Origin of the sequence: Chryseobacterium sp. (genome assembly GCF_008831505.1) — a bacterium.
Taxonomy (GTDB): domain Bacteria; phylum Bacteroidota; class Bacteroidia; order Flavobacteriales; family Weeksellaceae; genus Marnyiella.
Genome location: NZ_CP044508.1, coordinates 45,211 through 67,029, shown reverse-complemented (window position 1 = coordinate 67,029; position 21,819 = coordinate 45,211). Strand labels below are relative to the sequence as shown.

Sequence of the window (21,819 nt, the reverse complement as noted above, 5' to 3'; positions counted from 1 at the left end):
GTAAAGATTTAAAAGTTGAAAATATCGTCTTGCAAAATCAATAATAGGTGGTTTAGATCGTTATCAAATCTAAAATATGGTCCTAAAATAGTAATTTATTTGATATCATTTATGCAATACTGTTAAATATTTGGATTTTTGAATAGAAAATGAACCGTATTGATGTATCAGTAAATGCGCTGTTCTGGGGTTATATGCCTACCCAATAGTTCCTTTTTTGACTTTCCTACATTTATTCTGCTAGGCAAGCTTTGGTGCTAAATTGCAATTTGACTTTTTAAACATGACAAGTGATTATCTCAATCTGCATGGATATCGCTCGTTAGTGGAAACTGAGAACAATTCATTCCAGGAAGGTTTCAATTATTCAGGTTTTCAGTAGAAATTTGCCTCATTTTGTGCCCACAAGTACTTCAGTTTGCGTTGCTTCGCCACTGTACCTGTTTGAGCGTTACTATCCGTAAAGTTCGCACCCCCCCCCCCTTTCTGCCGGTATTTCCCTTTCTCTAATTGCTAAATTATAAAGGACAAAATTTTAATAAGCAAATAAATGCATAAAGAAATAAATAACTAAATGGCTAATTAAATAGGCTTCATCACATGCTTTGATTATATTATTTAGCTAATTATAGAATTATTTGCGTGGCAATTATACAGACTTGTGGGTTCCGAAATACACTCTGTAGAGCTGCATCATAATCGCACGGAAGTAGGATTCAATTTATTTCCTGTTGTGAAAAGTTGTTTCATGATCCATTCCTGTAAAGATTGTCGTTTTTTGCTCTTTAATAAATTCTCCCGAAATTCCATCAAAAATTCGGAAAACAAGCTTAGTACCACCATTCTTGACCTCCCCCCGATATATGGAACAATCTAAAATAGAGAAATTTGCATGTTTTGACTGTTTTCAATGAACTCGTTTGGCGTTAAATTCCCCAATGAGCTATGGGGTCTGTAACTGTTATAATCCTCTTTCCAGACATCTAGCTTTTGCTGTGCATCTTCCAGCGATAAGAACCAATTCACATTGAGGCATTCATCTCTTAATGATCCGTTAAAACTCTCTATAAATGCATTATCTGTAGGCTTTCCCGGCCTGGAGAATTCCAGTTCTATTTTCCTTTCATAAGCCCATCTGTCCAATGCTTTACTGATAAACTCCGGTCCGTTATCAATCTTAATCCGCTTGGGATAGGCTTGCTGCTCAAAGGTAACATTTTTTAATATTTCAGCAACATCTTCTCCTTTAATGGAAATTCCGGAATGAAGCACCAAGGATTTACGGCTATAATTATCCACTAAAGTTAAGACCCTGAATTTCTTGCCGTCAAACAGGGCATCGCTCATAAAATCCATGCTCCAGCACTCATGTAAACTAGAAGCAATGCCATTAGTAGGAACCCGGGAGCGTGCAGATTTTATTCTTTTGTTCCGTTTTCTCCTTAGGTTCAAACCTTCCTCACAATAGATTCTGTAGATCCTTTTATGATTGTCCTTCCATCCTTCCCGTCTCAGAAGAATATGTAAACGCTGCACGCCATACCGAACACGAATGTTGGAAAGTTCTATGAGTCGCATCCTCAGAGCCTTATCATCTCTCCGATGTGGATGGTAATAATAAACACTAGGCTGTAAAAACACCAAACGACAGCTTCTTCGCTGAGAAACCCGGTAATCCTGCTGTATCCCTTTCGCCAGTTCACGTCTCTGAACCGGCTTTAGAACTTTTTTTTCAGAACATCCTGAAGAATCTGCTTATCTAAACTTAGGTCCGCTACCAGCTTTTTGAGTTGGCTGTTCTCTTCTTCCAGCTGGCGCAAGCGGCGAAGTTCCGTGATGCCTAAGCCTCCGAATTTTTTTTTCCAATTGTAAAAAGTTGCCTCGCTGATACCCATTTTACGACATACTTCTTCCACTTTTACTCCCGTCTCGGATTGCTTCAAGGCGAAGACAATCTGACTTTCTGTAAATCTGCTTTTTTTCATTTGATTTTTCTTGTATTAAAGTTAATTACTTTATCGAAAAATCTCTACTTTTAGGTGTTACGGTTTTGTGGGAGAAGGTCACTTTTTCTCCAACAAAAAAACGCCCTGAAGCGTTTGTAATTATTTAAAAAATGTAGTACGTGAGTTTCATATTTGGATAATAAATTTTCCCTAAATAATCCAACCTATGGCTAAATATTTGGTCTTGATATTCCCACTCATATTGGTACTGGGAAGTTTTTTTCTGAATTTTTTGGAAAGGTATATTAAAGATCGCTCCAAACTCATACTGATTTCTTGAACCGAAATTTACCCCAAAACCAAGATTTGCACTTAAAGTATAGGATTTTTCATCTAGGTTATAAAAATTGGTATACAAAATAGGCTCGGAAAATTCAACATCTGTTCCTTCTCCGTTTCCTCTTGTTGAAACGATGACATTTGAATTATAATCGGCTCCTACACTCACTTCAAAAAATTTTTGCAGTTTAAAAGAGGGTAAGGTTCTTCTGTAGCCAACATGCATGGAAATCGTGCTGTATTTTTGCCCTATGTTATCTTTTAATTTATACGGTATTTCCTTTTCATTCAAATCATAATCAAATTCTATCGTTTTTCGGGAATGGTTTAGTTCTAATAAAAAAGCATTTTTTTCATCCATATATTTTAACAACTTTACTCCGATATTGCCAGAAATAGGTGAATTAAACTTAAAATGATTTTCATCTGTGTCATATTTATTACTGTAAATATTAACCCCACCTCCTATATGCACACCTAATGAATAAGAGGATTGTGTGTAAAAAAGGGTGACTGCACAATAAAAAAAACAAAGAGTCAGAATTTTTTTCATTTTTTCAAAATAAAAAATCCCTTGCAATATTGCAAGGGATCATTCTTTAATATTATTAATCAATTATTAATTGTTTTGTGAATTTTTTCCCATTACTCTCAATAAGGATATAATAATGACCTTTAGTTAATAAAGATGAATCAATAGCAAGCTTGCTAACACCTTTTTCTTTAGTTAATTTTTTATTCAAAACCCCATGAACTTTTTTTCCTTTAATATCAAAAATATCTATGGTTGCTGCATTTGAAAAATTATTTGAAAATTCAATATTTACAATATTTTTCGCGGGATTGGGATATACTTTTAAAAGGACTTCATTTTTTCCAACTGCATCGTTGGTGTTACTAACCATCTTTGCTGCATTATTCTCTGTATCTGGTGCACCGTCACCATCCATTTGCACTGCCAATTCATCAAGTGACACATTTGCATCGATAGGAATTTCTATGGTTACATCCGTGAACGTAACAATTGTTTGTCTTCCGTCATCATGAATTTTAAATTTACTTTTTAATTCATCACTTACTAAATTTCCATTAAAATAAACACCATTGTCCGTAACCTTAACTTCAAACTGATGCAAGACTTCAGAAGATTCCATACTTTCGTCTGCTATTTCGTTTATAATATCATCAGTAGGTTTCCAAACTGAGAGACGAAAATTAGAATAATACCCATTATTCTTGGAAAGTTTAACGTACCCACTAATATTTGGGATAATGATGGAATGATTTTGTTCATCAAAACTTACTTCATCACTTTTCAAGTCTGATTCTTCTATATTTTGATTAAAACTTGCATTTGGTAGAAAAAATTGATCAAAATAACTTACCGTTTCTCCTCTAGAACAAAAATTATTATTTACGCCTCCTAACTGCCACGATCCACTAGGACCATTTGAAACTTTCTGGTAAGCACAATACTTAATAAGTTCTGCATAAGCCTGACTGCACGAGGCGTCACGATCTATTGCTGGATAACCTGTAAAAGTCCTTGCTTCTGCAACATATTTTTTAGCAAAAGTTTTACATTTGTTTCTTGTATTTGTTCTCCAACCTCCAAATAAACTTGCCGAAATAAGACTCAAAGTCAATAATAATAAAATTTTCCTCATGGTTTTTAGTTTTTAAGAATTAGTATAGCTAAACTATAAATAGAAATATAATAATGCAATAGTTTTTCAAAAATATCTGAAAAAATTTATCCATAATCAGAATTTCCTCTCAAACAAGAGCCTTTCCCCAAATTTTTCAACGTTCACTTCACCATTTTCGTAGGCAAGTTGACCGTTTATATCGTAAACACCATAAAGAATAAAAGATACTGAGTTTATGGTGTTATATGAAATACCCTCACATCGCTAGTCCACTTTTAAAGGTTCCTTAATTGAATTTTATGCTGCTGATTTATATTTCGATTGGCTTTTAGAGATTGATCCCTGATGCCTGCGGTAGTGGTATTTTGCAAGCCAGTGCTATTCCCAACTAAAGTTCCCGCCACCTGAGGCTGGATTAAGGTATAGATGCTGATATTTCAATGTCTGCCAGAATCTTCAATAAAAATATTACTACACAGCGACTTTTACCGTCTATTGAGATCTTTTATGTTCTTCGTTTTCAGGTAATCCACACCTGGCTGCCTTGGTTATAAGACGGGGATAATAACTTTGAATTTGTTCAATATAACCGAACAAAGAGGTAGTTACCGTATTCAATCCAAACACCCATATAATGAGCGATTCCCAATTCATGCACAAGCTGCTGAACTTTCTTGATTATAACAATATTGATATTGTGGAAGATCTTTATAAAGGAAGGGTTGCTGGCTATATGTTGGAACACTTGATTCAGCAAAAAAACCGCTATAAGGAACAGGGCGACAACCTTAAAGCGTGGCTGAACTTTATCGGATATCTTGATCAAGCAAACTCAAATATCCTGGTTGAAGAAATTATAAAGAACAACAAATAACGTGTTGATTGGGTTTGCGATACATGGTTATCCCAGTTTATTTCGTTCTTTACAACCGAAGATCTGACCATTCCGCCTTGCTTCATGTTTCAGAACTTCGGTTGTGTTTTACAGCAAGTAATTTCGCTTTCTTAACGCCTTATACACTTTCGCGCTGCACCTTGTTCCGGCAAAAGACTATCAGCCTAAGAACTCACTCCTTGCGTAAAAATCTCCAGCCGTTTTGCTTGGCGGCAGCAACGGCTTTTCAATGGAATTTATTTTTTCGTTGAAAGGCTTATTGTGACCGGAATTTCAACTGTATTTTAAAGCCTGTGGAATCGTAGAACGCAACATCTGCACTTTATCCGATTTCCGGTGTTTTTCTGTATGCAAAATTAAAAGGGGTTGATCTCCTAAAAAAATTAATTTGGGAATCCGTCAGCCTTTTCGTGCTGACAAAACCACCCAAAAGCCCTGCGGGCAAATTCATTTCAGGCTTTCGTTTTATTCCAGTTGTAGTCGCCCTCCCCTTTTTATGGTCATTCAGCAAAGAAAAAGACACCTCAATTAAACGAATAAAGACAACAGCAGAGTGTTCTTTGACATTTCCGATAAGCTTCACAATTCCCCGGAAAGTTTTTCCCGATCATTTCTAAAACCCATTCAGTTAGAAGAAAAAGTGTCCTCATTACCAAATAAATACATTAACTAATAAATGAATAATGACGTGGTACGCCTCTGTCAAACATGAATCGCATAAAAGAATAATTAACTAATTATATATATCATTTATGGAAGCAATCCAACTCACAACTGCCCTACACCAATTCCTGCAGCGCAATCATGCGTATTGTGTGGGGGAATTCATTTTGCAAATGCAAAGTAAAACGTGAAGTTATTGCAGAACCTTTTCAGGTTTGAAAATTTATAAGTCAAAATTCTCTATTTCATATAAAGTTAGAAGACGGAAATCGGAACATCATTTATTCTTCACAATCATTTGGAAACTCCCGGGATGCACCAGTGTGAACTTTGGTTTGAAAATAATGTACTGTATTGCCCACATGAGCGATGATCCGGAACTAATTGCATAATAGACTACTATACTAAAAAATCAAATACATATTATACTATTTAATTAATAAACTAAATAACTAATCAAATACTTTTATTCTAAATTAATACTTTAAGATCAATATATTTAACCCACAAAATCATTTTATTATGAAAACGTTCACATCATTCACAGAAAAGAAACGGACAGATCAGGCAGTGCTGATTTCAGCGTTTGTTGAGGAAACAGGGAAAAATGAGTCTTTTTTCCTGCCTCTCTCAGTTGCTAAGATTGAGGGCAATACACTATCCGTTGATGAGGACTTTTGGAAAGCAAAATTGCTGGAAGTTCAAAATCTGGCAACGGAAAAGTTAGTGGTTATCTCCACGCAGCTTTATGAACTTGGGGAGAAATCAACTAAAGTTTCTGTAAGTGCCAGGTTAAAGAGTTTAGACCGCACAAATGAGATCTGGCTATTTCTGCCCAACAGTAAAATTGAAGATGTTACCGCAACGGAAAACAAGGATGGTGAACCGAACTATGAAATTAGAGTTCCTCAATGGGTTTATGAAAGTGCATTGAAAAATGCGCTCGAGTATCAATTGAACAATTTCTGGAATAAAGACAAAGAACCTCAGGACCATTACATGGTCGAAGATTTCACGGTCTTAAATGATATTAAATAATTGCAATCATACAGATTCAAAAACATGTGTTTTATCACATAAAGAACGAAACGAATAATAGCATAAATATTCAATTACATAAAGGGTGTCGGAACTCCGTTAGTGTATAGAGTACTGAGCACACCCTATAAACCGTACTAATCAGAAGTGTAGTAATACGAAACTATTAAATAATTAACTAAACAAATAATTAAAGAATAAACTATTTGCCTAAAAACATTATCTTTACCATTCAAAATGTAAATGAAACATGAGCACAAAAGTGATATCAGTTTTAACTCAAAAGGGTGGAGTAGGCAAAACTACTACAACCATTCACCTGGCAGCCGGCTTCGCTAAGAAAGGAAGCAAAGTGCTTGTTATCGATTTTGACAGTCAGAAGAATTTGTCGCTTGGCTATAAACTCGATGATGATACTCCATATACAGTGGTTGATTTTCTGGAACAGAAAGAAGGCCTCGAGTTCACACAGAAAGGTGAACACAATAATATATATGTGCTGGCCGGTTCCGAACAGCTGGAAAGTTATCGATTAGGGCGGTACGCTTTAAGGGAAAGTCTGGAGCTGCTGGAAGATTTCTTTGATTATGTGCTGATCGACTGTCCGCCGAAACCGTTGAGTGAAGGGCTGACTCTTGGAGAGGTGGCGGTGTGTGCGTCGGATTATGTTTTGAGTCCTATTAAGGATGATGAATATTCGCTGGCCGGAATTACTTCGTTAATTCCTTCACTGTTGAATCTCCGGGAGCGACAAAATTTAAACTTCGAATACCTTGGGTTCTTCTTCAATGCCGTGCTCGTGAACTCCAGCGACTTCCGGGCCTATTACAATGACTTTCTGGAGAATGAATTTACAAAGGATTATTTGCTGAGAACATTCATCCGTCAGGACATCAACATTAAGAAAGCCATCAAGGAAGGTAAAACCATTTTCCAGATAATAAGCGCAAGCAAGGATTACAAGAATTTGGTAAAAGAATTAAAAGCAAAAATGTTATGAAACCATCTGTGTTGAGCAACTTCGGGAAGAAAAAAGAGAGTAGTGGGCAGTCTCAAAAACTGCAGGATGCATTCCAAAAAATGCAGAAAAAGGCAGCGGTTGAACCGAGCCCGGAACCTTCAGAACCAAAAATAGAGCAGAAAAAAGTGGAGAAGGTAAAGCCGAAGAACTATAATTTCTCGTTTTCGTCTGAGGCTGAAAATATGAATTATATTCGTGCACTGGAATTTGAAAAACGGCGACAGGATCCGGAGTTTTTTCAGTTTACGGCTTCGGATGTGGTAAAAGAAGGGGTGGAGCTCCTGCGGCAGACTGGCCAGCGGCTGAAAAAGCGCCCGGCCGGTATGATTCCAACGCGCAGAGGCCGTGTTATGAAAGGAGCAGAACTGAATAACCGGGTTAGAACTTCTTTCAGTCTCACGGAAAATGATGTAGAGTTTATCTATGATTATATTTATACTAAGAGCGGGAATGTCCTGGGCGCTTTTACGAAGGAAGATTTTATGAATGATATGATCGGTGCACTGAAAGCCAAATATGGCGAACTGTAATAAAAAAGGCATCTGAAAAAATCAGACGCCCTAAACATATTTCTATGTTTTTTCCTACTTCAAATCTAGTAAAAAAATAATATGAAAACAAGAGAAAGTGAAGGCTTCTTTTGTGTCGTGTATTTTTCGGACACTAAAAAAACCGCGTATTATCATAAGGTATATACTCCAAGTAAACTGGCATCTACTCTCCAAAACTGGCTTTGGATTAAAGTATTTATCGATAAAAGTATCTACTATGCAGATAGAAAAACTACCGATTATCACTGTATATTTGACAAGAACAATCCGGTTACTGAATTCTCCTTCCGGCCATTTCTAAAGAAATCTCAATGAAAGCGAAAGATAAAAGCACAGGCATAACAAAGACCTTCGACAGTTATGAAGCACAGCTGGTAACTCTGTATCCAAATGAACTGATTGATTTTCTGGGGGGAATAGAACCCCTGAAAAAGATCAATATTTTCGGTCATAGAATCATTTTTGTAATGATGGAGATGCTTAAATCAACGCAGGTTCATAAACTCTCCGTGGATGAAACGAAAGACATTATATCTAATGACTTGATGGAACGTGACGGCCGCTTTGTTTCGCTACAGGATATAAAAATGGAAGAATTGGAAAAACGCCGGTTGTTGGAGTCGGGAAAGAAACTGGCGGTAATAGAAGAAAGTTATTTCGCCGACAATTTCAGTATGTTCCAAATGATTATTCCCACAAAAGCGCTGAATGATAATGGTAACATTAAAGTTAAGGATAACAGTGTTTTTCATGAACAACTAAAGATTCTGAAGTCTCTAGGAAACCACACAGTAAAATCCAATATCGGAGAAGAGTATCTGATCACAAATTTCATTGAAACACCGATCTTTAATAAAGGACAGAATTATATTCGATTCTATATATCAAAGGCCACAGCAAAGATGCTTCTGAACAATATAGATGGATACTCGAAGGTGTACAGAAGTATTTTATTTTCTACACCATCCACAATGCCGCTGAACGTCTACCTGTATTTGAAAAAGAAATTTGGGAAAATGAATGGGGGTAATATAAAAATCCAAAAGTTTATAGGAGACCTGTCTTTGGCAAGTCATTATTCAAAAAAATCCAAGTTGGCTGTATTCCTTGATGGTATCCAGAAAAAGTTGAATGAAATAGGAAATATTTCATTTGGATACAAGATCGTGGATGACAGCATTGTGTTCTCTCTCTATGAGACGAAGAATACAGTGTTTATAGAGCACCAAAGTGTAGATGATTACAGGGCGAAAAACGCTTTAAAGTATATTAAAAAGTCAAGAAAGCTAACTGATAGACATATGATTTACATTAATGGAAAGATGGAGGAGCATGGTTATGAAAAGATGAGTGCGGTAACGCGTAGTCGTTTGGATGTGAATATTGTAGGCGCAGACTATTTGAAGTGGTTTGTTGATAAATGCGCTGAGCTAAATCTCTAATTTAAATTACCCCCAGTGAGTGTTCCTCGTATATCTCTCATACCAGAGTATGAAGCAAGAATACTAAATATAAGTGCATTATGGTCCCCAGTAATTTTATTACCCCCATCAAATGTTCCTAACATTGCTACCCCCATCGAATGTCCGGAGAAGACTATTACCCCCATTTAGAGTTCCTAACTATAATTACCCCCATTGGATTTCCTTATTACCACCACTGAAAGTACTATTACCCCCACCAAAAGTGCTATTACCCCCACCCAATATCTCTATTACCCCCATTAAAAATGCCCATTACCCCCATTCGATTTCCTCTCAAAATCCTACAATACTGCAACAGAAAGGCTTTTCGTGGATTTTTCTCGGCCAAGTAATATTATAAGTATTATAATAACATAAGTATTTAAAAGATAATAAGGCGTTAGCCTACAGCTAACCATCTTTTTATTTGATCTTAATTTTACTTTTATAGTCGGAAAAAACATTAAAATAATTAAGACTTTGCTTTTAAGAAAAAAGTTGCGAAAAAAAGAAAAAAATAAGGTCGCACAAACGTTCAATTATGCGACTATTTTCCGGAGTAACAAAAATGACGCTTTTTATGGTCGCAATAATGTATCGCAAAATCAAATAAATTTGCAATACGTTTGTGCGATATTCGAGACTTGTTTGTAAATTGCTGAAATAAATCTTCAATTATGTTAATAGGGTACGCACGGGTTTCAACGCAGTTGCAAGATAATGCCAGCCAGATTGAGGCACTTAAGAATATTGGTTGCGAAACAATCTTTGAAGAAACAATTTCGGGTGGCCGATGGCAGAGGCCGAAACTTCAGGAACTACTGCATTATGTTCGAAAAGGAGATACAATTGTTGTGTGGAAACTCGATCGATTATCGCGCTCATTGAAAGATCTGCTTTTTATTATGGAGCAAATTGAGAGTAGGGGGGCAGGTTTCAGAAGTCTTACGGAATCGATCGATACAACCACATCCGCCGGAAAAATGATGATGCAGATGGTGGGAGTTTTTGCAGAGTTTGAAAGAAGTATGCTCAAAGAACGAACGATTAAAGGTTTGGAGTATGCAAAAGGTCAGGGTAGAGTAGGAGGCAGGCGCCCTAAACTGAAACAGATCCAAGTTCAGGAAATCGTGCAGTTATATGCCGGTGGTAAATCTGCCGTGGAACTTGCGCAGCTTTTCAATGTCCATAAAGCGACAGTGTATAGAATAATAAATAGCAGTAAGGAATAAAAACATTAATGCCTAATTGCATAAAGAAATAATCGTTTCAGATTGTAGCAGTTTAATAAGGTATTTAGTAATGATTGATGCAGAGATCTTCCATCATTTTGCGTATTTTTACAAGAGAAATTTATAAAGTAAGAGACATTGGCTCAATCGATAACAGCGTTCGCAGATGAGTTTGGAAATAACTCCTTCGACTTTCAAACGCAGGGAAGTCACTTCATCATTGCTACTGTTATCACCAAGACAGAAAACATTGATCGACTTCGCGAAGACATTAATGAAATCCGGAGAAAACATAATTTCCAGACCGGAGAAATCAAGTCCAGTAGTAGGGCCGAATCATGCCAGGCGAAAGCGTGTCCTACAGGACATTGCCAAACTTGATATTTCTATATATGCAGTGATCGTAGATAAACGCAAACTGTCGGGTGAAGGTTTTAAATACAGAAAGTCATTCTATAAGTTCATCAACAATCTCCTATATAAGGAACTGTTCCGAACTTTCCCAAGTTTGGATCTTCACGTGGATGAATACGGCAGCAATGATTTCATGCGCGAATTCAAAAAGTATGTAGAAAAGCATCACGTAAGAGCATTGTTCTCAGGATCCGATTTCAATATTCAGAACAGTCAGCTCAGTGAATTCATTCAGCTTGCGGACTTTGTGGCTGGTACGCTAGGTTATATTTTCGACAGCTCAAAGGAGTCAGAACATAGCCAGGAATTTCAGCAGATACTGGAGCCGATCATCAGTAGTCTGAATTTCTTCCCTCGTGAACTGTCTTTCAGTGAGTTCCGGGAAGCCAACATTGATGAAACTTTTGATGAAAGGATAGCAGAGATTTCGTTCTTAAGGATTCAGGATTTTTTGGACCGGGAAGCAGGTACAGATCAGCAGAAAAAGGATCAGATTAATTTTTTGAAATTATTACTGCGGCTGCAGCGAGCCAATCCAATTAATCGGTACGTAACGACTGCGGAAATCCTGGGTCACCTAAACCAGAGACGCCCGGAACGTATGCAGGAAGAATATTTCCGTACGAAAGTGATCGGAAACTTGCGCAATCGAGCAATCCTGATCGCTTCCGGAAGACAGGGGTACAAACTGCCGACATCGGCAAAGGATCTTGATACTTTTGTAATCACGGAAAGAAAATCATCTTGCCCATGTTGAACCGGATCCGGGAAGCGCGCGAAATTATCAGGCTGGCCACACGAAATGAACTGGACTTGCTGGATAAACTAGAGTATGAGCAGCTGAAGGAATTGCTCGATGGTAGAGTTAACAATTCACATATGAGCCATACGTAAGTTTATTTATCTTTAATTCATAGTTTACTGTAAGCTATATTTACAAGAGATCCTATCGGTATTACAAATACGTTTAAACTGTAATGCTTTGATACCTTGACTTTTTAGATTTTTTTTTGTAACTTTGCCTATAATATATTTCATATATGAAATATATTAAGGATAGATTGAATAAAATAGCAAAGAAAATATCAGTTATAAAGCAGGTTCTTTTAGAGACAGACTTTCCTGTGCTGAGCAGAATCGAATTTGAGCGGTTGCTTTCTCAAATCAATAATATATGGGGATTACGAAGTATCAAAAGAAGTGAGATAAAGGAATTCTTAATCAAAGAAAACCTTTTGATTCAGGAGCATATAAAATCTGATGAGGCCCATTCCTCCGAAATATATTATTTACCTGAACGTACACCTGATATTTTTGATATTGCGGCTGTAAGATCCAGAAGCTCCTACTTCAGCTTTTATTCGGCACTTTATATTCATAATCTGACACTTCAGATACCAAAACAAATTTATCTTACACTAGAGCGGCCTTCTTTGGAGAAATATAATAATTCTATAAGTCAAGATAATGTAGATCGGGTCTTTTCCAAACCTCCAAGAATAACTGGTAATAAAAGATCCTATAAAACTTTCGCCATCAACTTTATCAACGCGCAACATCAGAATAACGTTGGGGTAATTACCTTCAGGGATCATTATAAGATGTCTGATCTGGAAAGAACTCTTATTGATATTTGTGTACGGCCTTTCTACTCTGGAGGCGTTACGCAGGTGTTAGAAGCATTTAGTAACGCCAGAAATTTGTTAGATCCGGATAAATTGTACGAGTATTATTCAAAAATGAATTTTATCTACCCGTATCACCAAGCGATAGGATTTTACCTTCAAAAAGCTGGTTATGGCGAAGAAGTATATAAAAAATTTTTAGAGCTACAGCGCTCAAATCTCAGATTTTATCTGACTTATACCATGCTGCACCAAGAGTATTCAGAGAAGTGGAATCTCTATTTTCCTAAAGGTTTGTGAAAGGCTCGGCGATAACGAGAAGCTGATCAAAATAATAATCATAACTATCTAATGAGGACCTGTCAGACTCAGGAATGGATGCTATAACAGTTTCCCAGTTTTCCCTGTTATGTTCTCTTAAGGATTCTAAGTCTTTCAGAAATTCTATGGGTACTTGCTTGGCCTTAAATATTTCAATAAGTAAATTAGGATCTAGGTTCAAAGTGCGACTGTTGTAAATAAGATGTATGTCGTATAGGTCTCTTGCTCTGTGCTTTTGACCGGCTGTAGTCACTATCTCTCTATACTTAAGCATGGTCTGGCATAGCGCCCTCAATTTTTCAAACAGAATCATCTCCAAAGTATAAACCCTTAAGATAACCCCATCTATTTCTGTGGTGGTTGCCCCATCAACATATTCATAAGCACTGATGTCAACAACATATTTAGGGGATTGGTCATTAAGCTTGATAGCGTGCTTTCTCATTTTTTCAGGATCTTTTTCCAAAATCGATCTTTTCTCCTTTTCTATGATTTTAAATTCTAGAAAATATCCTTTCCACTCGGGAATACTTCCTGATTTTGGCTTTTCTCCAAACTTAACATCGAACACACAAAGACCTGCCTCTCCAAATGTTTTGTTTAGTATATAATTCATCCATACAGGCATTTTTTCAAATTCTTCTGCAGTAAATTCTCTTTCTACTGAAAAATCAATATCTATAGATCCTCTATTGGTAATGTCATACACCAGGTGCAGTGCATTACCGCCTTTTAGAACTAAACTGTGCATCAGCGTTTCGTCCGACATTAAGGCTCTAAGCGTAAGTTTCTTTATTTTATCTAAGTTCATATTGCGAAATTATGCCGTAGCATGATAATTTTTACTTCCTTTTATAAGCTACCCAATCAACTGCCCCACTTTATTCACCACTTTATATTCCAGCCCATCAAACTCAGTGAAATGCGCCTTTCCACACTTTATTTTCATTTGCTCGTCTCCACTTAGTTTTGATAGGTCAACTTGTGGTGTTCCTGTGTCTTTGGTTTCGGCTACAAAATAGATTCTCTTGTCATCTTCAAATACCAATGCCCAATCCGGATTGTAGTTTCCGATGGGTGTCGGGATTTTGAACCAGCTGGGTAATTTGAAATAGAATTTAATCTGGTCGCTCGTTTCGCAGTCTTTCGCAAACCTCCTTTCAACACCGGAATCCAAAGGCACAAATTCTTCATAAATGGTTTTCGACAAATTGGAGACTTTAAATGAAAAGTCGTTCAGGTACACTTCGAGTTCCTGAGCTTCAAACAAGGCCATTCCATATTCTGAACCGCCGATTTTCTGATATTTAATTCCGTCGATCATTAAACTGTTTAAAGTTTTTTTTATGGCCACTGTGGCCAGGTCTAAAAATAGTTGCGGATTGACGATGATATCTTCAATTCTTCCAGATTTGCTCAGTATGTTTTCAATGGTGGAACGTGTGAGTTCCGTTCGATTTTGAATATAACCCAGAACATCCGGAATCTTCCAGGAATAACCGCCATATGATTCTACTTTTTCTCCTACGTAATGTGTATCAACGCCTTCTTCGGACATGGTAATTCCCATTTTAGTAGAACGGATGGAAGGCGCTTTAATTTCGGGTAAATCTTTTAGGGCTTTTGCAGCCAAGGTAATGAGCTCTTCAGTTTTATAATCTACACGGTAGGTGGTTTTATTTTTTATTTTTTCCCAGATTTCCAAAAACTTTGGATCGGCCTCGAATCCTTTTCGATATCTGATAGGTGTTCTTGCCTGCATGTTTTTTATTCTTCCGGTAAATGAAACTCCACAGTCTTCTTCAATCTCCTTTTGCAAAGCTTTTGCAAAATCGTCATATGATTCATTCGCAATTACAGTCAACCGGTTGATGTTCTGGTCATAAGTTCTTTTTCCGGTTTGGTCTACGGCCAACCGCAAACCCCGACCGATTTCCTGACGTTTTTTAACATCGGATTTCGTTTCGTTCAGGGTGCAGATCTGAAAGACGTTTGGATTGTCCCAACCTTCACGCAAGGCGGAATGTGAAAATATGAAACGCAAAGAGTTGTCCAATCCCAACAATTTTTCTTTGTCTTTCATGATCAAACTGTACGTGTCGTCATCTGCTTTGGTTTCGCCAGAGGTATCTTTAAACGCTCCTTTTTTGTCCTGGGAAAAATACCCATTGTGCGTGTTTGCTACAGGAAATTTATCGAGTTCCAAAAATGCGGGCTTTGAAATATACTCCTGATATATTTCCTCAAACCACACAGCAAACTTTCCTTTTACAGGGTTTCCGGCATCATCGTAGCTGCGGTAATTGGCGACTTTGTCAATAAAAAACAATGACAGAACTTTTATTCCCAGTTTGTTCAGGCGCTTTTCTTTTTTCAGATGTTCTTCTATGGTCTTGCGTATCTGGAATTTCATCACTTCATCCGATAAATCTCCTTGGCTGTCTCCTTTATAAAGTAAGTTTCCGTTCGAGAGTGAAATACATTGATTTGCTGCATCAATTTCCTCAATAATATACCCATCTGCATAAATTTCCCTTTCATTAGAGAGTTTGTACAGATCATCGCCCACTTTTACGGTAGTCGTTTTCTTTTTAACACCGCCGTTTTCGTTACTGTTGATTGAAATTTTGGCGGTAACCTTCGTTTTTGTAGCCGTGATGGATTCTACAGAAATAAAAGCATCATTGTACGCATTTTCCTCAATAATGGAATCTACCTCAATTTGCTTTACCAGACCCAGATCATATGCTTTTACCGGGTTCAGGCTATACGTAAGATTATATTGGTTTCTGTGTGTGGCAGAGTAGCGTAGCGTGCAGAGTGCTTTCAGCTTCGCAATTGCAGCAGCACGCTTTTCAGTTTCCATATTTTGCGGTTCATCCACGATAACAATAGGGTGGGTAGCCTGGATAAACTCTACCGGTTTTTGTCCGTTTAGCTTATCATTGGGTTTATTGATGATGTTGTCGTCCTTGGCAAACGAATCAATATTGATGACCAGAACTTCAATATTGTTATTGGTGGCGAACCCCCGCAAAGTAGATACTTTTGTACTGTCGTACACCTGAAAGTTTACGGGCACCCGGTCGTAAAGGGTTTGGAAATGCGAGTGCGTGATTTCCAGATTTTTCAATACCCCCTCGCGAATGGCTACCGAAGGCACAACAATCACAAACTTTTTGAAACCATACAGTTTATTCAGTTCGTAAATCGCGCGCAAATACACATACGTTTTTCCGGTTCCTGTTTCCATTTCTACCGAGAAGTTCATGCCCTGCAGCATAGCCGAAATTTCAATTTCGTTTCTGGTCTGAATGCTTTGCAGGTTTTCAAGAATTTGTTCTTCAGATAAAATAAGGTTATTGCTCACACCGTTAATCAGGTTCAGGGCTCCTTCTTCCTTCAGGTCAAACTCCAGAACAGAATCTTCCAAAGGCTGCCCTTCAAACAGATCGGTGATGGACTTTATGGCATCCAGCTGATAGCTGAGATTGGATTCGAAAGTTAACTTCATTCTTCCAGCATTTTGCGGTTTTCGATCCTTTCTTTGGCTTCCAGGAGCAGGGAATGTAATTTATCCTCCAATTCTTTTTTAGGTGGTAATTCCGTCCAATATTCGGCGACCATGATGCCGTCTTTGTGCATTTCCAGTAGTTCGATTTGTTCGGAGCTTTTTCCGGCACACAGTATTAGCCCGATGGGACTGTTCTCGCCCGGTTGTTTTTCGTGTTTGTCCAGCCATTTCAGGTATAGTTCCATCTGGCCTTTATGGGCAGGCTTAAACTCGCCCAGCTTTAATTCAATGGCTACCAAACGTTTTAGTTTTCTATGATAAAATAGAAGGTCCAGATAAAAGTCTTTACCATCCAGTATGATGCGTTTCTGACGCTCTACAAAGGCGAAACCTTTACCCAGTTCCAGAATGAAAAGTTGTAACTCTTTGATAATGGCACTTTCTACATCTTTTTCTAAGTAACCCTCTTTTAAGCCCAAAAAATCCAGGAAGTAGGGGTCTTTAAAATTATTTTGTAACTCTGCAAAGTCATCAGAGACCTGTAGGACAGCTATCTCGTTACGCTCGTAGGCTTTGCGCTCGATCTGGTGAGACAATGCTCTTTTGCTCCATCTTTCCGCAATTGCTTTTTGTGCGTAAAACATGCGCGATTCGTTATTTTTTAAACTTAGCAAAATCACAAAATGAGACCAGCTCAATTGTGTCACCAGTGGTGTCACAATGTTTAATTCCGGGAACTGCTCGGCAAACTGCATCATCCTTCTCACATTACGCAAAGTATAACTCCTGCCAAATTGGTCTTCCAGTTGCTTTGCTATGGTAGCCACTACTTTTTCGCCATACTCCGCACGTTTATTATCCAGAATATGATCATTGATCCTCTTGCCAACGTGCCAATAGGTGATCGTAAGAACACTGTTCACCTGTGCTACCGCCTGCTGCTTGCCTTGCTCTATGAGTTGGGCAAGATCTTTAAACAATACTTTTTCTAAATCCTGGCTCATTTATATCGTTTTAAATTCCACGCCGGCATCTTTCATCTGCAGCACCGTGTTCGTTTTCAGCTGATCATTACCGGTAAATAATTTATCCAGGGCGATCACCTTTACAGGCTTTTCTGCAATTACCGAATCAATGATTTCCTGGGAAGCTTTTTCGAAAAGAAGTACCAGCTCGTTACCGTTTATTCTGAAAAAATTTTCTGTCTTTTCAATCGTACTGTTCAGGCCTTTCCCGCTTTTTAATAGAAGCTCGTACACCATATTTTCTATGGTGGCAGATTCTGCCACAGGATCAATAAACAGTTTCATTTGCTCCGCCAGTGCGTCCGCGTCTTTGCCCTCGATCTGCTGCCATTGTTTAAAATTGCTGTCTTCAAGTTTCAGCACTTTAAAACCTAAATCCTGATTGCTAAGTTGTGTAACCTTGGCTTTCAGATTTTCAATTTCGGTTTTGGTTTCATCCGTGGGTAGTTCTGCCTGGAGCTTGGTAATTTCTGCTTCTGTCTTTGCAATTTCTACCTGAATTTCCTCCCCAATTTTCTTACCCGCACGGCGGATGCGTTCTTTGCTGATATCGGCTATGGTGGCGTAACCGGCTTTGTAGGCTTCACTTTTTTCGTCGGTAAGTTCCGGGAGCTGTACGCAGATGTACTTTCTGTCGCCGCCGTCTTCTTTGTTTAAGTTCATAATTGCATCAGGCAAAGGAGACGTACCACTGAAAAAATCTAAACATAATTGATCTTTTGTTTGTGATAATTGAAGTATCCGCTTAATGAGTGAGGAAGGTTTTGGCGTTTCAAAAACTGCAATTCCATCAAATAATTTAGTCAGTTCTCTTTTTGCCGTATCGTTTGTTCCCACATCCTTTGCCCACCAAAGTGTTTCGGGTGTGAGCCCTTGCTGTCCTTCATTTAAAAATTTCTTTATACGAGGAACACCGTTACCATCATTACCAAACCATATTCTGTTATCTGCAATTGCTTCATTCATCTTAGATCGAGTATACCTCCAACATGAACCAGAAGGAGGGTCAACTTCACGACCAGCTGGAGTTTTTAAAGTATAAAACTGTGACTTTGTTCCATGGCCTGCTTGCGCAATTGCAGGAACAGAAGTCCAATCACCTCGAGAATCGTTATCGGGATTTTTATACCGCATAATAGCATCATTATCCATCGGTAGCAGTCCTAATATTCTTTCTGCATCGACTGTGCTCTTTGTGTAACATAATATGTAATCATGTCTTGTAGAAATAACCCGTCTATTCTCTCTTGTTATCCTTTTTTCCCAGATAAACTGCGCCACAAAATTTTCTTCCCCAAAAATTTCATTCATTAGCAGCCGCAGATTATGGACTTCGTTATCATCAATGGAAACAAAGATCACCCCGTCCTGGCGCAATAAGTTTTTGGCAAGATAGAGGCGGGGCATCATCATATTGAGCCAATTGCTGTGGTACTGGCCGTTTTCTTTGCTGTTCTTTTTGAACATGCCGTCCTTGGTCATATAGCCTTCTTCATCTTTATCGCCCACGCGTTTTTCGTAGTCGGCCTTGGTTTCGCTAAACTTGTCAGGATAAATAAAGGAATCATTACCGGTGTTGTACGGCGGATCTATGTAGATCATTTTTACCTTACCGAAGTAGCTTTTCTGCAGCACCTTCAGCACTTCCAGATTTTCGCCTTCAATGAAGATATTTTCGGTTTCATCAAAGTTGATGCTTTCGTCTTTGGCCGGTACCAGGGTTTTGGTAGTGGGCATCTGCATTACTTTAAAAGCCTCACTTTTACCTGCCCAATTGAGGACATAGCGCTCATTTGCAAAGTTGATATTCTCGCCAAGCGTGGCTTTCAGTTTCTCCCAATCTATTTTTCCTTCGCTGAAGGCTTCGGGCAAGAGCTGTCTTAAGGCATTGATCTTTTCCTGTTCTGGGGTGAGGCTGGTTCCGTCCATATGCATGTTGATTATCAGGCCTGGAGTTACCACGGGCCATAGCGTTCAAAAATACGGATAAAGCGGTGATTATATAAAGGAGGCGGGATTAAAAAGCGGTTTTATTTTGATTTACACCTCCTGTATCTGCCCAGCAAACCTTATGTTTGGTCTTGTTACATGACTTATGTAAAGTTCAGGATTTAGATATATGTCTGAGGAAGGACTTTCTGCTCAATTGAGAAATTTCGAAGGCGAATACTGCCCGAAGAATGATAATTTGTAAATATTTTCTGATTCCTGTTATAATGGAGTTTTTAGTAATATTTCGATCTCCTTGAAACTTTCAACAACTCTCGTTAGAAAGATAGACTCATTGGCTTACTAATTGTAATTATATTTTAAACACAAACATTTCATATTAAATTGGGACCTTCTGCGTAGCAGGGGGTTTTTGTTTTCTTGGTGGATATTTCTTTTAAGAAAATTTTTACAGCCGATGAGAGTTTCTATTCGGGCTTTACGTTAATCACTGTTGGGCATTAAAACTGCTGAACATTTGCTACAAATGTGCAATCTTTCATGTACAGTTATCTATTGTTCTTCAGCGGTTTAAAATGGTTCTAAAATACAAACGCTTGCTTAACTTAACATAATGTTTATTATTTTTATTGGATAATAACCAAGGAATGAAAACTGAAAACTTCGATTTTATTGAATATTGCAAATCGCGTGGCTTGATTAAAAAATCCAATGGAAATATGCTTCGGAAAGTAGCAGATGATTTCCTTTTTGAAGTTAGGTTTTTAAATGGCCGCTATATCATTCCCGTTACACCTGATTTCTATTTTTCAAAAGAAATTCCTAAATCGAAAGAAGTGGCAGATCATCAATTTGAGGTAGTGCAGAAAATAACAGGTATTGAATTGCCTATACTAAACGAGTGAAAAATACAAGGTCCTAGCTTTGAGAACCAACGGTACCAAATTGCAAATAGCAACATTAATCTAAATCAATCTCAGGGTATCGACTTCCTTATTTAAGCTGGCAGCAGATTGATGGCTCTAATATTTGTGGGATTATTCTAAAGCAAATTAATAAGTCCGCAAGAGCTACGGAACCACCCAAATTATTTTAATAAGTGTAAAGACGTTATAGGTTCTACCAAATACAATTGCCGGTTGCATGTTGATCAATGTTTTAATTCTTTACTATAAAAAGTTACTGACCGGAATATCGGTTGTCTCCGAGAGAATTAACTAAGTTTGGACTGGGATTTGCAATGAACGCGGCAGTTAAGTGGACCATGAGGAAGATTTTGTATCTTTTATCATGCCTTTTTTATCCTTTAAATCCAAGAAAAAATTAAAATATTCGTCACCCTAGCCATTGCGTCATTGTTTACCGGTTGTGCTTCTGTTTCCAAAACTTCAAATACGCCATCTACCCTCGTTCAGAAAAGTTGGGAGCTTGTTACGCTGGAAGGACAGGACATTACTACAAGCGCGCCGGTTTATTTAACTTTAGACAAAGACAATAAAGTTACGGGTAACGCAGGCTGCAACACACTAAACGGAAATTTTAACATAGCGAATGGCACGCAGATCAGGTTTACCCAGTTGGCTACCACTCGCATGATGTGCGCTCCTTATGATATGAATATTGAAAAGGAAGTACTTGAAGTCTTGAAAACGGCAGACAACTTTACTATGAGCGATGGAAAGCTGATGCTGAATGTTGGCCGAAGAGCATCATTAGCGGTATTTGTTGAAATGAGTAAAAATCCGGTTGTGAATAAATACTGGACTTTAACCCAGATGAATGGTAAGCCGGTCCAGATGGCAGCAAATCAGGAACAAGGGCAGGGTTTTATGTTGAGGAGTAATGGTAAAATTACCGGTTTCGCGGGATGCAACAATTTTTTTGGAACGTATAATTTCTCCGGAAAAGACGGTATTAACGTGGCCGATAATATAGGAATGACTATGAAGGCATGTTTGGATGTAAAGATAGATGAGCAGGGGTTCACCAATGTGTTCCGAAAAGCTAAACGCTATGAGGTAAAGGGAAAAACCCTTACTCTTAAGGATTCCACAGGCCAGCAACTGGCGCTTTTCGAAGCGATGTAATAAGGACGCATAAACTGAGGATTAGAATCCGTTCCGATATTATTCCGGAACGGATTTATTTTTTTAAGAGGGCTAATCTTTACGCT

The 21,819-nt window shown here is 38.0% G+C and carries 21 protein-coding genes; 13 read left to right on the top strand and 8 right to left on the bottom strand.

Annotation, left to right across the window (positions count from 1 at the left end):
* Positions 1 to 873: 873 nt before the first annotated feature.
* From F7R58_RS12905 to F7R58_RS12895, 3 genes are all read right to left on the bottom strand, one after another.
* A protein-coding gene (locus tag F7R58_RS12905) for an IS3 family transposase (protein ID WP_158065604.1) occupies positions 874 to 1,985 on the bottom strand; the annotation gives its coding sequence in 2 pieces (ribosomal slippage) (positions 874 to 1,730 and positions 1,730 to 1,985; 1,113 coding nt in all).
* A 124-nt stretch (positions 1,986 to 2,109) separates the two neighbouring features.
* A complete protein-coding gene (locus F7R58_RS12900; protein ID WP_158065602.1) occupies positions 2,110 to 2,838 on the bottom strand; it encodes an outer membrane beta-barrel protein in 729 nt (242 codons plus the stop codon).
* 55 nt (positions 2,839 to 2,893) lie between these two features.
* A complete protein-coding gene (locus F7R58_RS12895; RefSeq protein ID WP_158065600.1) occupies positions 2,894 to 3,952 on the bottom strand; it encodes a T9SS type A sorting domain-containing protein in 1,059 nt (352 codons plus the stop codon).
* A gap of 616 nt (positions 3,953 to 4,568) precedes the next feature.
* Between F7R58_RS12895 and F7R58_RS12890 the strand changes: the two genes are divergently transcribed.
* Entirely contained in the window at positions 4,569 to 4,808 is a 240-nt protein-coding gene (locus tag F7R58_RS12890) for a hypothetical protein (RefSeq protein ID WP_158065598.1), read from the top strand.
* 343 nt (positions 4,809 to 5,151) lie between these two features.
* Here F7R58_RS12890 and F7R58_RS12885 read toward each other — a convergent pair whose 3' ends face one another.
* Entirely contained in the window at positions 5,152 to 5,412 is a 261-nt protein-coding gene (locus tag F7R58_RS12885) for a hypothetical protein (RefSeq protein ID WP_158065596.1), read from the bottom strand.
* A 602-nt stretch (positions 5,413 to 6,014) separates the two neighbouring features.
* Between F7R58_RS12885 and F7R58_RS12880 the strand changes: the two genes are divergently transcribed.
* The 10 genes from F7R58_RS12880 (at position 6,015) to F7R58_RS12845 (ending at position 13,136) form a co-directional block, all read left to right on the top strand.
* Entirely contained in the window at positions 6,015 to 6,530 is a 516-nt protein-coding gene (locus F7R58_RS12880) for a hypothetical protein (RefSeq protein ID WP_158065594.1), read from the top strand.
* A gap of 250 nt (positions 6,531 to 6,780) precedes the next feature.
* Positions 6,781 to 7,530: a ParA family protein gene (locus tag F7R58_RS12875; RefSeq protein ID WP_158065592.1), complete on the top strand. Its 750-nt coding sequence runs from the start codon at positions 6,781 to 6,783 to the stop codon at positions 7,528 to 7,530.
* A complete protein-coding gene (locus F7R58_RS12870) occupies positions 7,527 to 8,081 on the top strand; it encodes a hypothetical protein (protein WP_158065590.1) in 555 nt (184 codons plus the stop codon). Before F7R58_RS12875 ends, F7R58_RS12870 begins: the two co-directional genes overlap by 4 nt.
* Before the next feature lie 81 nt (positions 8,082 to 8,162).
* The gene (locus F7R58_RS12865) at positions 8,163 to 8,417 is read left to right on the top strand and encodes a hypothetical protein (RefSeq protein WP_158065589.1); all 255 of its coding nucleotides are present in this window, start codon (positions 8,163 to 8,165) and stop codon (positions 8,415 to 8,417) included.
* Positions 8,414 to 9,544: a hypothetical protein gene (locus F7R58_RS12860; RefSeq protein ID WP_158065587.1), complete on the top strand. Its 1,131-nt coding sequence runs from the start codon at positions 8,414 to 8,416 to the stop codon at positions 9,542 to 9,544. The genes F7R58_RS12865 and F7R58_RS12860 overlap by 4 nt, the downstream gene beginning before the upstream one ends.
* A gap of 698 nt (positions 9,545 to 10,242) precedes the next feature.
* Entirely contained in the window at positions 10,243 to 10,797 is a 555-nt protein-coding gene (locus tag F7R58_RS12855) for a recombinase family protein (protein WP_158065585.1), read from the top strand.
* Between the two features lie 138 nt (positions 10,798 to 10,935).
* Positions 10,936 to 11,178, top strand: coding sequence for a DUF3800 domain-containing protein (locus tag F7R58_RS13180; RefSeq protein WP_410493625.1), 243 nt, complete (start codon positions 10,936 to 10,938; stop codon positions 11,176 to 11,178).
* Positions 11,072 to 11,968, top strand: a complete 897-nt coding sequence (locus tag F7R58_RS12850) for a DUF3800 domain-containing protein (RefSeq protein WP_410493624.1) — start codon at positions 11,072 to 11,074, stop codon at positions 11,966 to 11,968. The genes F7R58_RS13180 and F7R58_RS12850 overlap by 107 nt, the downstream gene beginning before the upstream one ends.
* Positions 11,962 to 12,105, top strand: coding sequence for a hypothetical protein (locus F7R58_RS13075; RefSeq protein WP_229723880.1), 144 nt, complete (start codon positions 11,962 to 11,964; stop codon positions 12,103 to 12,105). Before F7R58_RS12850 ends, F7R58_RS13075 begins: the two co-directional genes overlap by 7 nt.
* 146 nt (positions 12,106 to 12,251) lie before the next feature.
* Complete coding sequence (locus F7R58_RS12845) at positions 12,252 to 13,136, top strand: hypothetical protein (RefSeq protein WP_158065583.1); 885 nt, start codon at positions 12,252 to 12,254, stop codon at positions 13,134 to 13,136.
* On the opposite strand, the gene F7R58_RS12840 is transcribed toward F7R58_RS12845, so the two are convergent.
* Genes F7R58_RS12840 through F7R58_RS12825 form a run of 4 tightly spaced genes read right to left on the bottom strand, consistent with a single transcriptional unit; the run spans position 13,123 to position 19,625 of the window.
* The gene (locus F7R58_RS12840; protein ID WP_158065581.1) at positions 13,123 to 13,968 is read right to left on the bottom strand and encodes a nucleotidyl transferase AbiEii/AbiGii toxin family protein; all 846 of its coding nucleotides are present in this window, start codon (positions 13,966 to 13,968) and stop codon (positions 13,123 to 13,125) included. The two genes, F7R58_RS12845 and F7R58_RS12840, sit on opposite strands and share 14 nt — an antisense overlap.
* Before the next feature lie 48 nt (positions 13,969 to 14,016).
* On the bottom strand, positions 14,017 to 16,671 hold the full coding sequence (locus F7R58_RS12835) for a DEAD/DEAH box helicase family protein (RefSeq protein WP_158065579.1): 2,655 nt from the start codon (positions 16,669 to 16,671) through the stop codon (positions 14,017 to 14,019).
* Complete coding sequence (locus F7R58_RS12830; RefSeq protein WP_158065577.1) at positions 16,668 to 17,675, bottom strand: YhcG family protein; 1,008 nt, start codon at positions 17,673 to 17,675, stop codon at positions 16,668 to 16,670. The genes F7R58_RS12835 and F7R58_RS12830 overlap by 4 nt, the downstream gene beginning before the upstream one ends.
* A complete protein-coding gene (locus F7R58_RS12825; RefSeq protein ID WP_158065575.1) occupies positions 17,676 to 19,625 on the bottom strand; it encodes a site-specific DNA-methyltransferase in 1,950 nt (649 codons plus the stop codon). It abuts the gene before it with no gap.
* A gap of 668 nt (positions 19,626 to 20,293) precedes the next feature.
* Between F7R58_RS12825 and F7R58_RS12820 the strand changes: the two genes are divergently transcribed.
* Positions 20,294 to 20,551 carry a hypothetical protein gene (locus tag F7R58_RS12820; RefSeq protein WP_158065573.1) on the top strand — a complete coding sequence of 86 codons (258 nt, stop codon included), beginning with the start codon at positions 20,294 to 20,296 and terminating at the stop codon, positions 20,549 to 20,551.
* Between the two features lie 450 nt (positions 20,552 to 21,001).
* Positions 21,002 to 21,733 (top strand): META domain-containing protein, encoded by a 732-nt coding sequence (locus F7R58_RS12815; protein ID WP_158065571.1) that lies wholly within the window; start codon positions 21,002 to 21,004, stop codon positions 21,731 to 21,733.
* Positions 21,734 to 21,819 lie beyond the last annotated feature (86 nt).

Coding starts and splice junctions, on each gene's coding strand:
- F7R58_RS12880 (WP_158065594.1), top strand. CDS start 6,015: ATGAAAACGTTCACATCATTCACAGAAAAGAAACGGACAGATCAGGCA.
- F7R58_RS12820 (WP_158065573.1), top strand. CDS start 20,294: ATGAAAACTGAAAACTTCGATTTTATTGAATATTGCAAATCGCGTGGC.
- F7R58_RS12895 (WP_158065600.1), bottom strand. CDS start 3,952: ATGAGGAAAATTTTATTATTATTGACTTTGAGTCTTATTTCGGCAAGT.
- F7R58_RS12865 (WP_158065589.1), top strand. CDS start 8,163: ATGAAAACAAGAGAAAGTGAAGGCTTCTTTTGTGTCGTGTATTTTTCG.
- F7R58_RS12850 (WP_410493624.1), top strand. CDS start 11,072: ATGAAATCCGGAGAAAACATAATTTCCAGACCGGAGAAATCAAGTCCA.
- F7R58_RS12840 (WP_158065581.1), bottom strand. CDS start 13,968: ATGAACTTAGATAAAATAAAGAAACTTACGCTTAGAGCCTTAATGTCG.
- F7R58_RS12835 (WP_158065579.1), bottom strand. CDS start 16,671: ATGAAGTTAACTTTCGAATCCAATCTCAGCTATCAGCTGGATGCCATA.
- F7R58_RS12900 (WP_158065602.1), bottom strand. CDS start 2,838: ATGAAAAAAATTCTGACTCTTTGTTTTTTTTATTGTGCAGTCACCCTT.
- F7R58_RS12855 (WP_158065585.1), top strand. CDS start 10,243: ATGTTAATAGGGTACGCACGGGTTTCAACGCAGTTGCAAGATAATGCC.
- F7R58_RS12870 (WP_158065590.1), top strand. CDS start 7,527: ATGAAACCATCTGTGTTGAGCAACTTCGGGAAGAAAAAAGAGAGTAGT.
- F7R58_RS12890 (WP_158065598.1), top strand. CDS start 4,569: ATGAGCGATTCCCAATTCATGCACAAGCTGCTGAACTTTCTTGATTAT.
- F7R58_RS12845 (WP_158065583.1), top strand. CDS start 12,252: ATGAAATATATTAAGGATAGATTGAATAAAATAGCAAAGAAAATATCA.
- F7R58_RS12860 (WP_158065587.1), top strand. CDS start 8,414: ATGAAAGCGAAAGATAAAAGCACAGGCATAACAAAGACCTTCGACAGT.
- F7R58_RS12830 (WP_158065577.1), bottom strand. CDS start 17,675: ATGAGCCAGGATTTAGAAAAAGTATTGTTTAAAGATCTTGCCCAACTC.
- F7R58_RS13075 (WP_229723880.1), top strand. CDS start 11,962: ATGTTGAACCGGATCCGGGAAGCGCGCGAAATTATCAGGCTGGCCACA.
- F7R58_RS12825 (WP_158065575.1), bottom strand. CDS start 19,625: ATGGACGGAACCAGCCTCACCCCAGAACAGGAAAAGATCAATGCCTTA.
- F7R58_RS12875 (WP_158065592.1), top strand. CDS start 6,781: ATGAGCACAAAAGTGATATCAGTTTTAACTCAAAAGGGTGGAGTAGGC.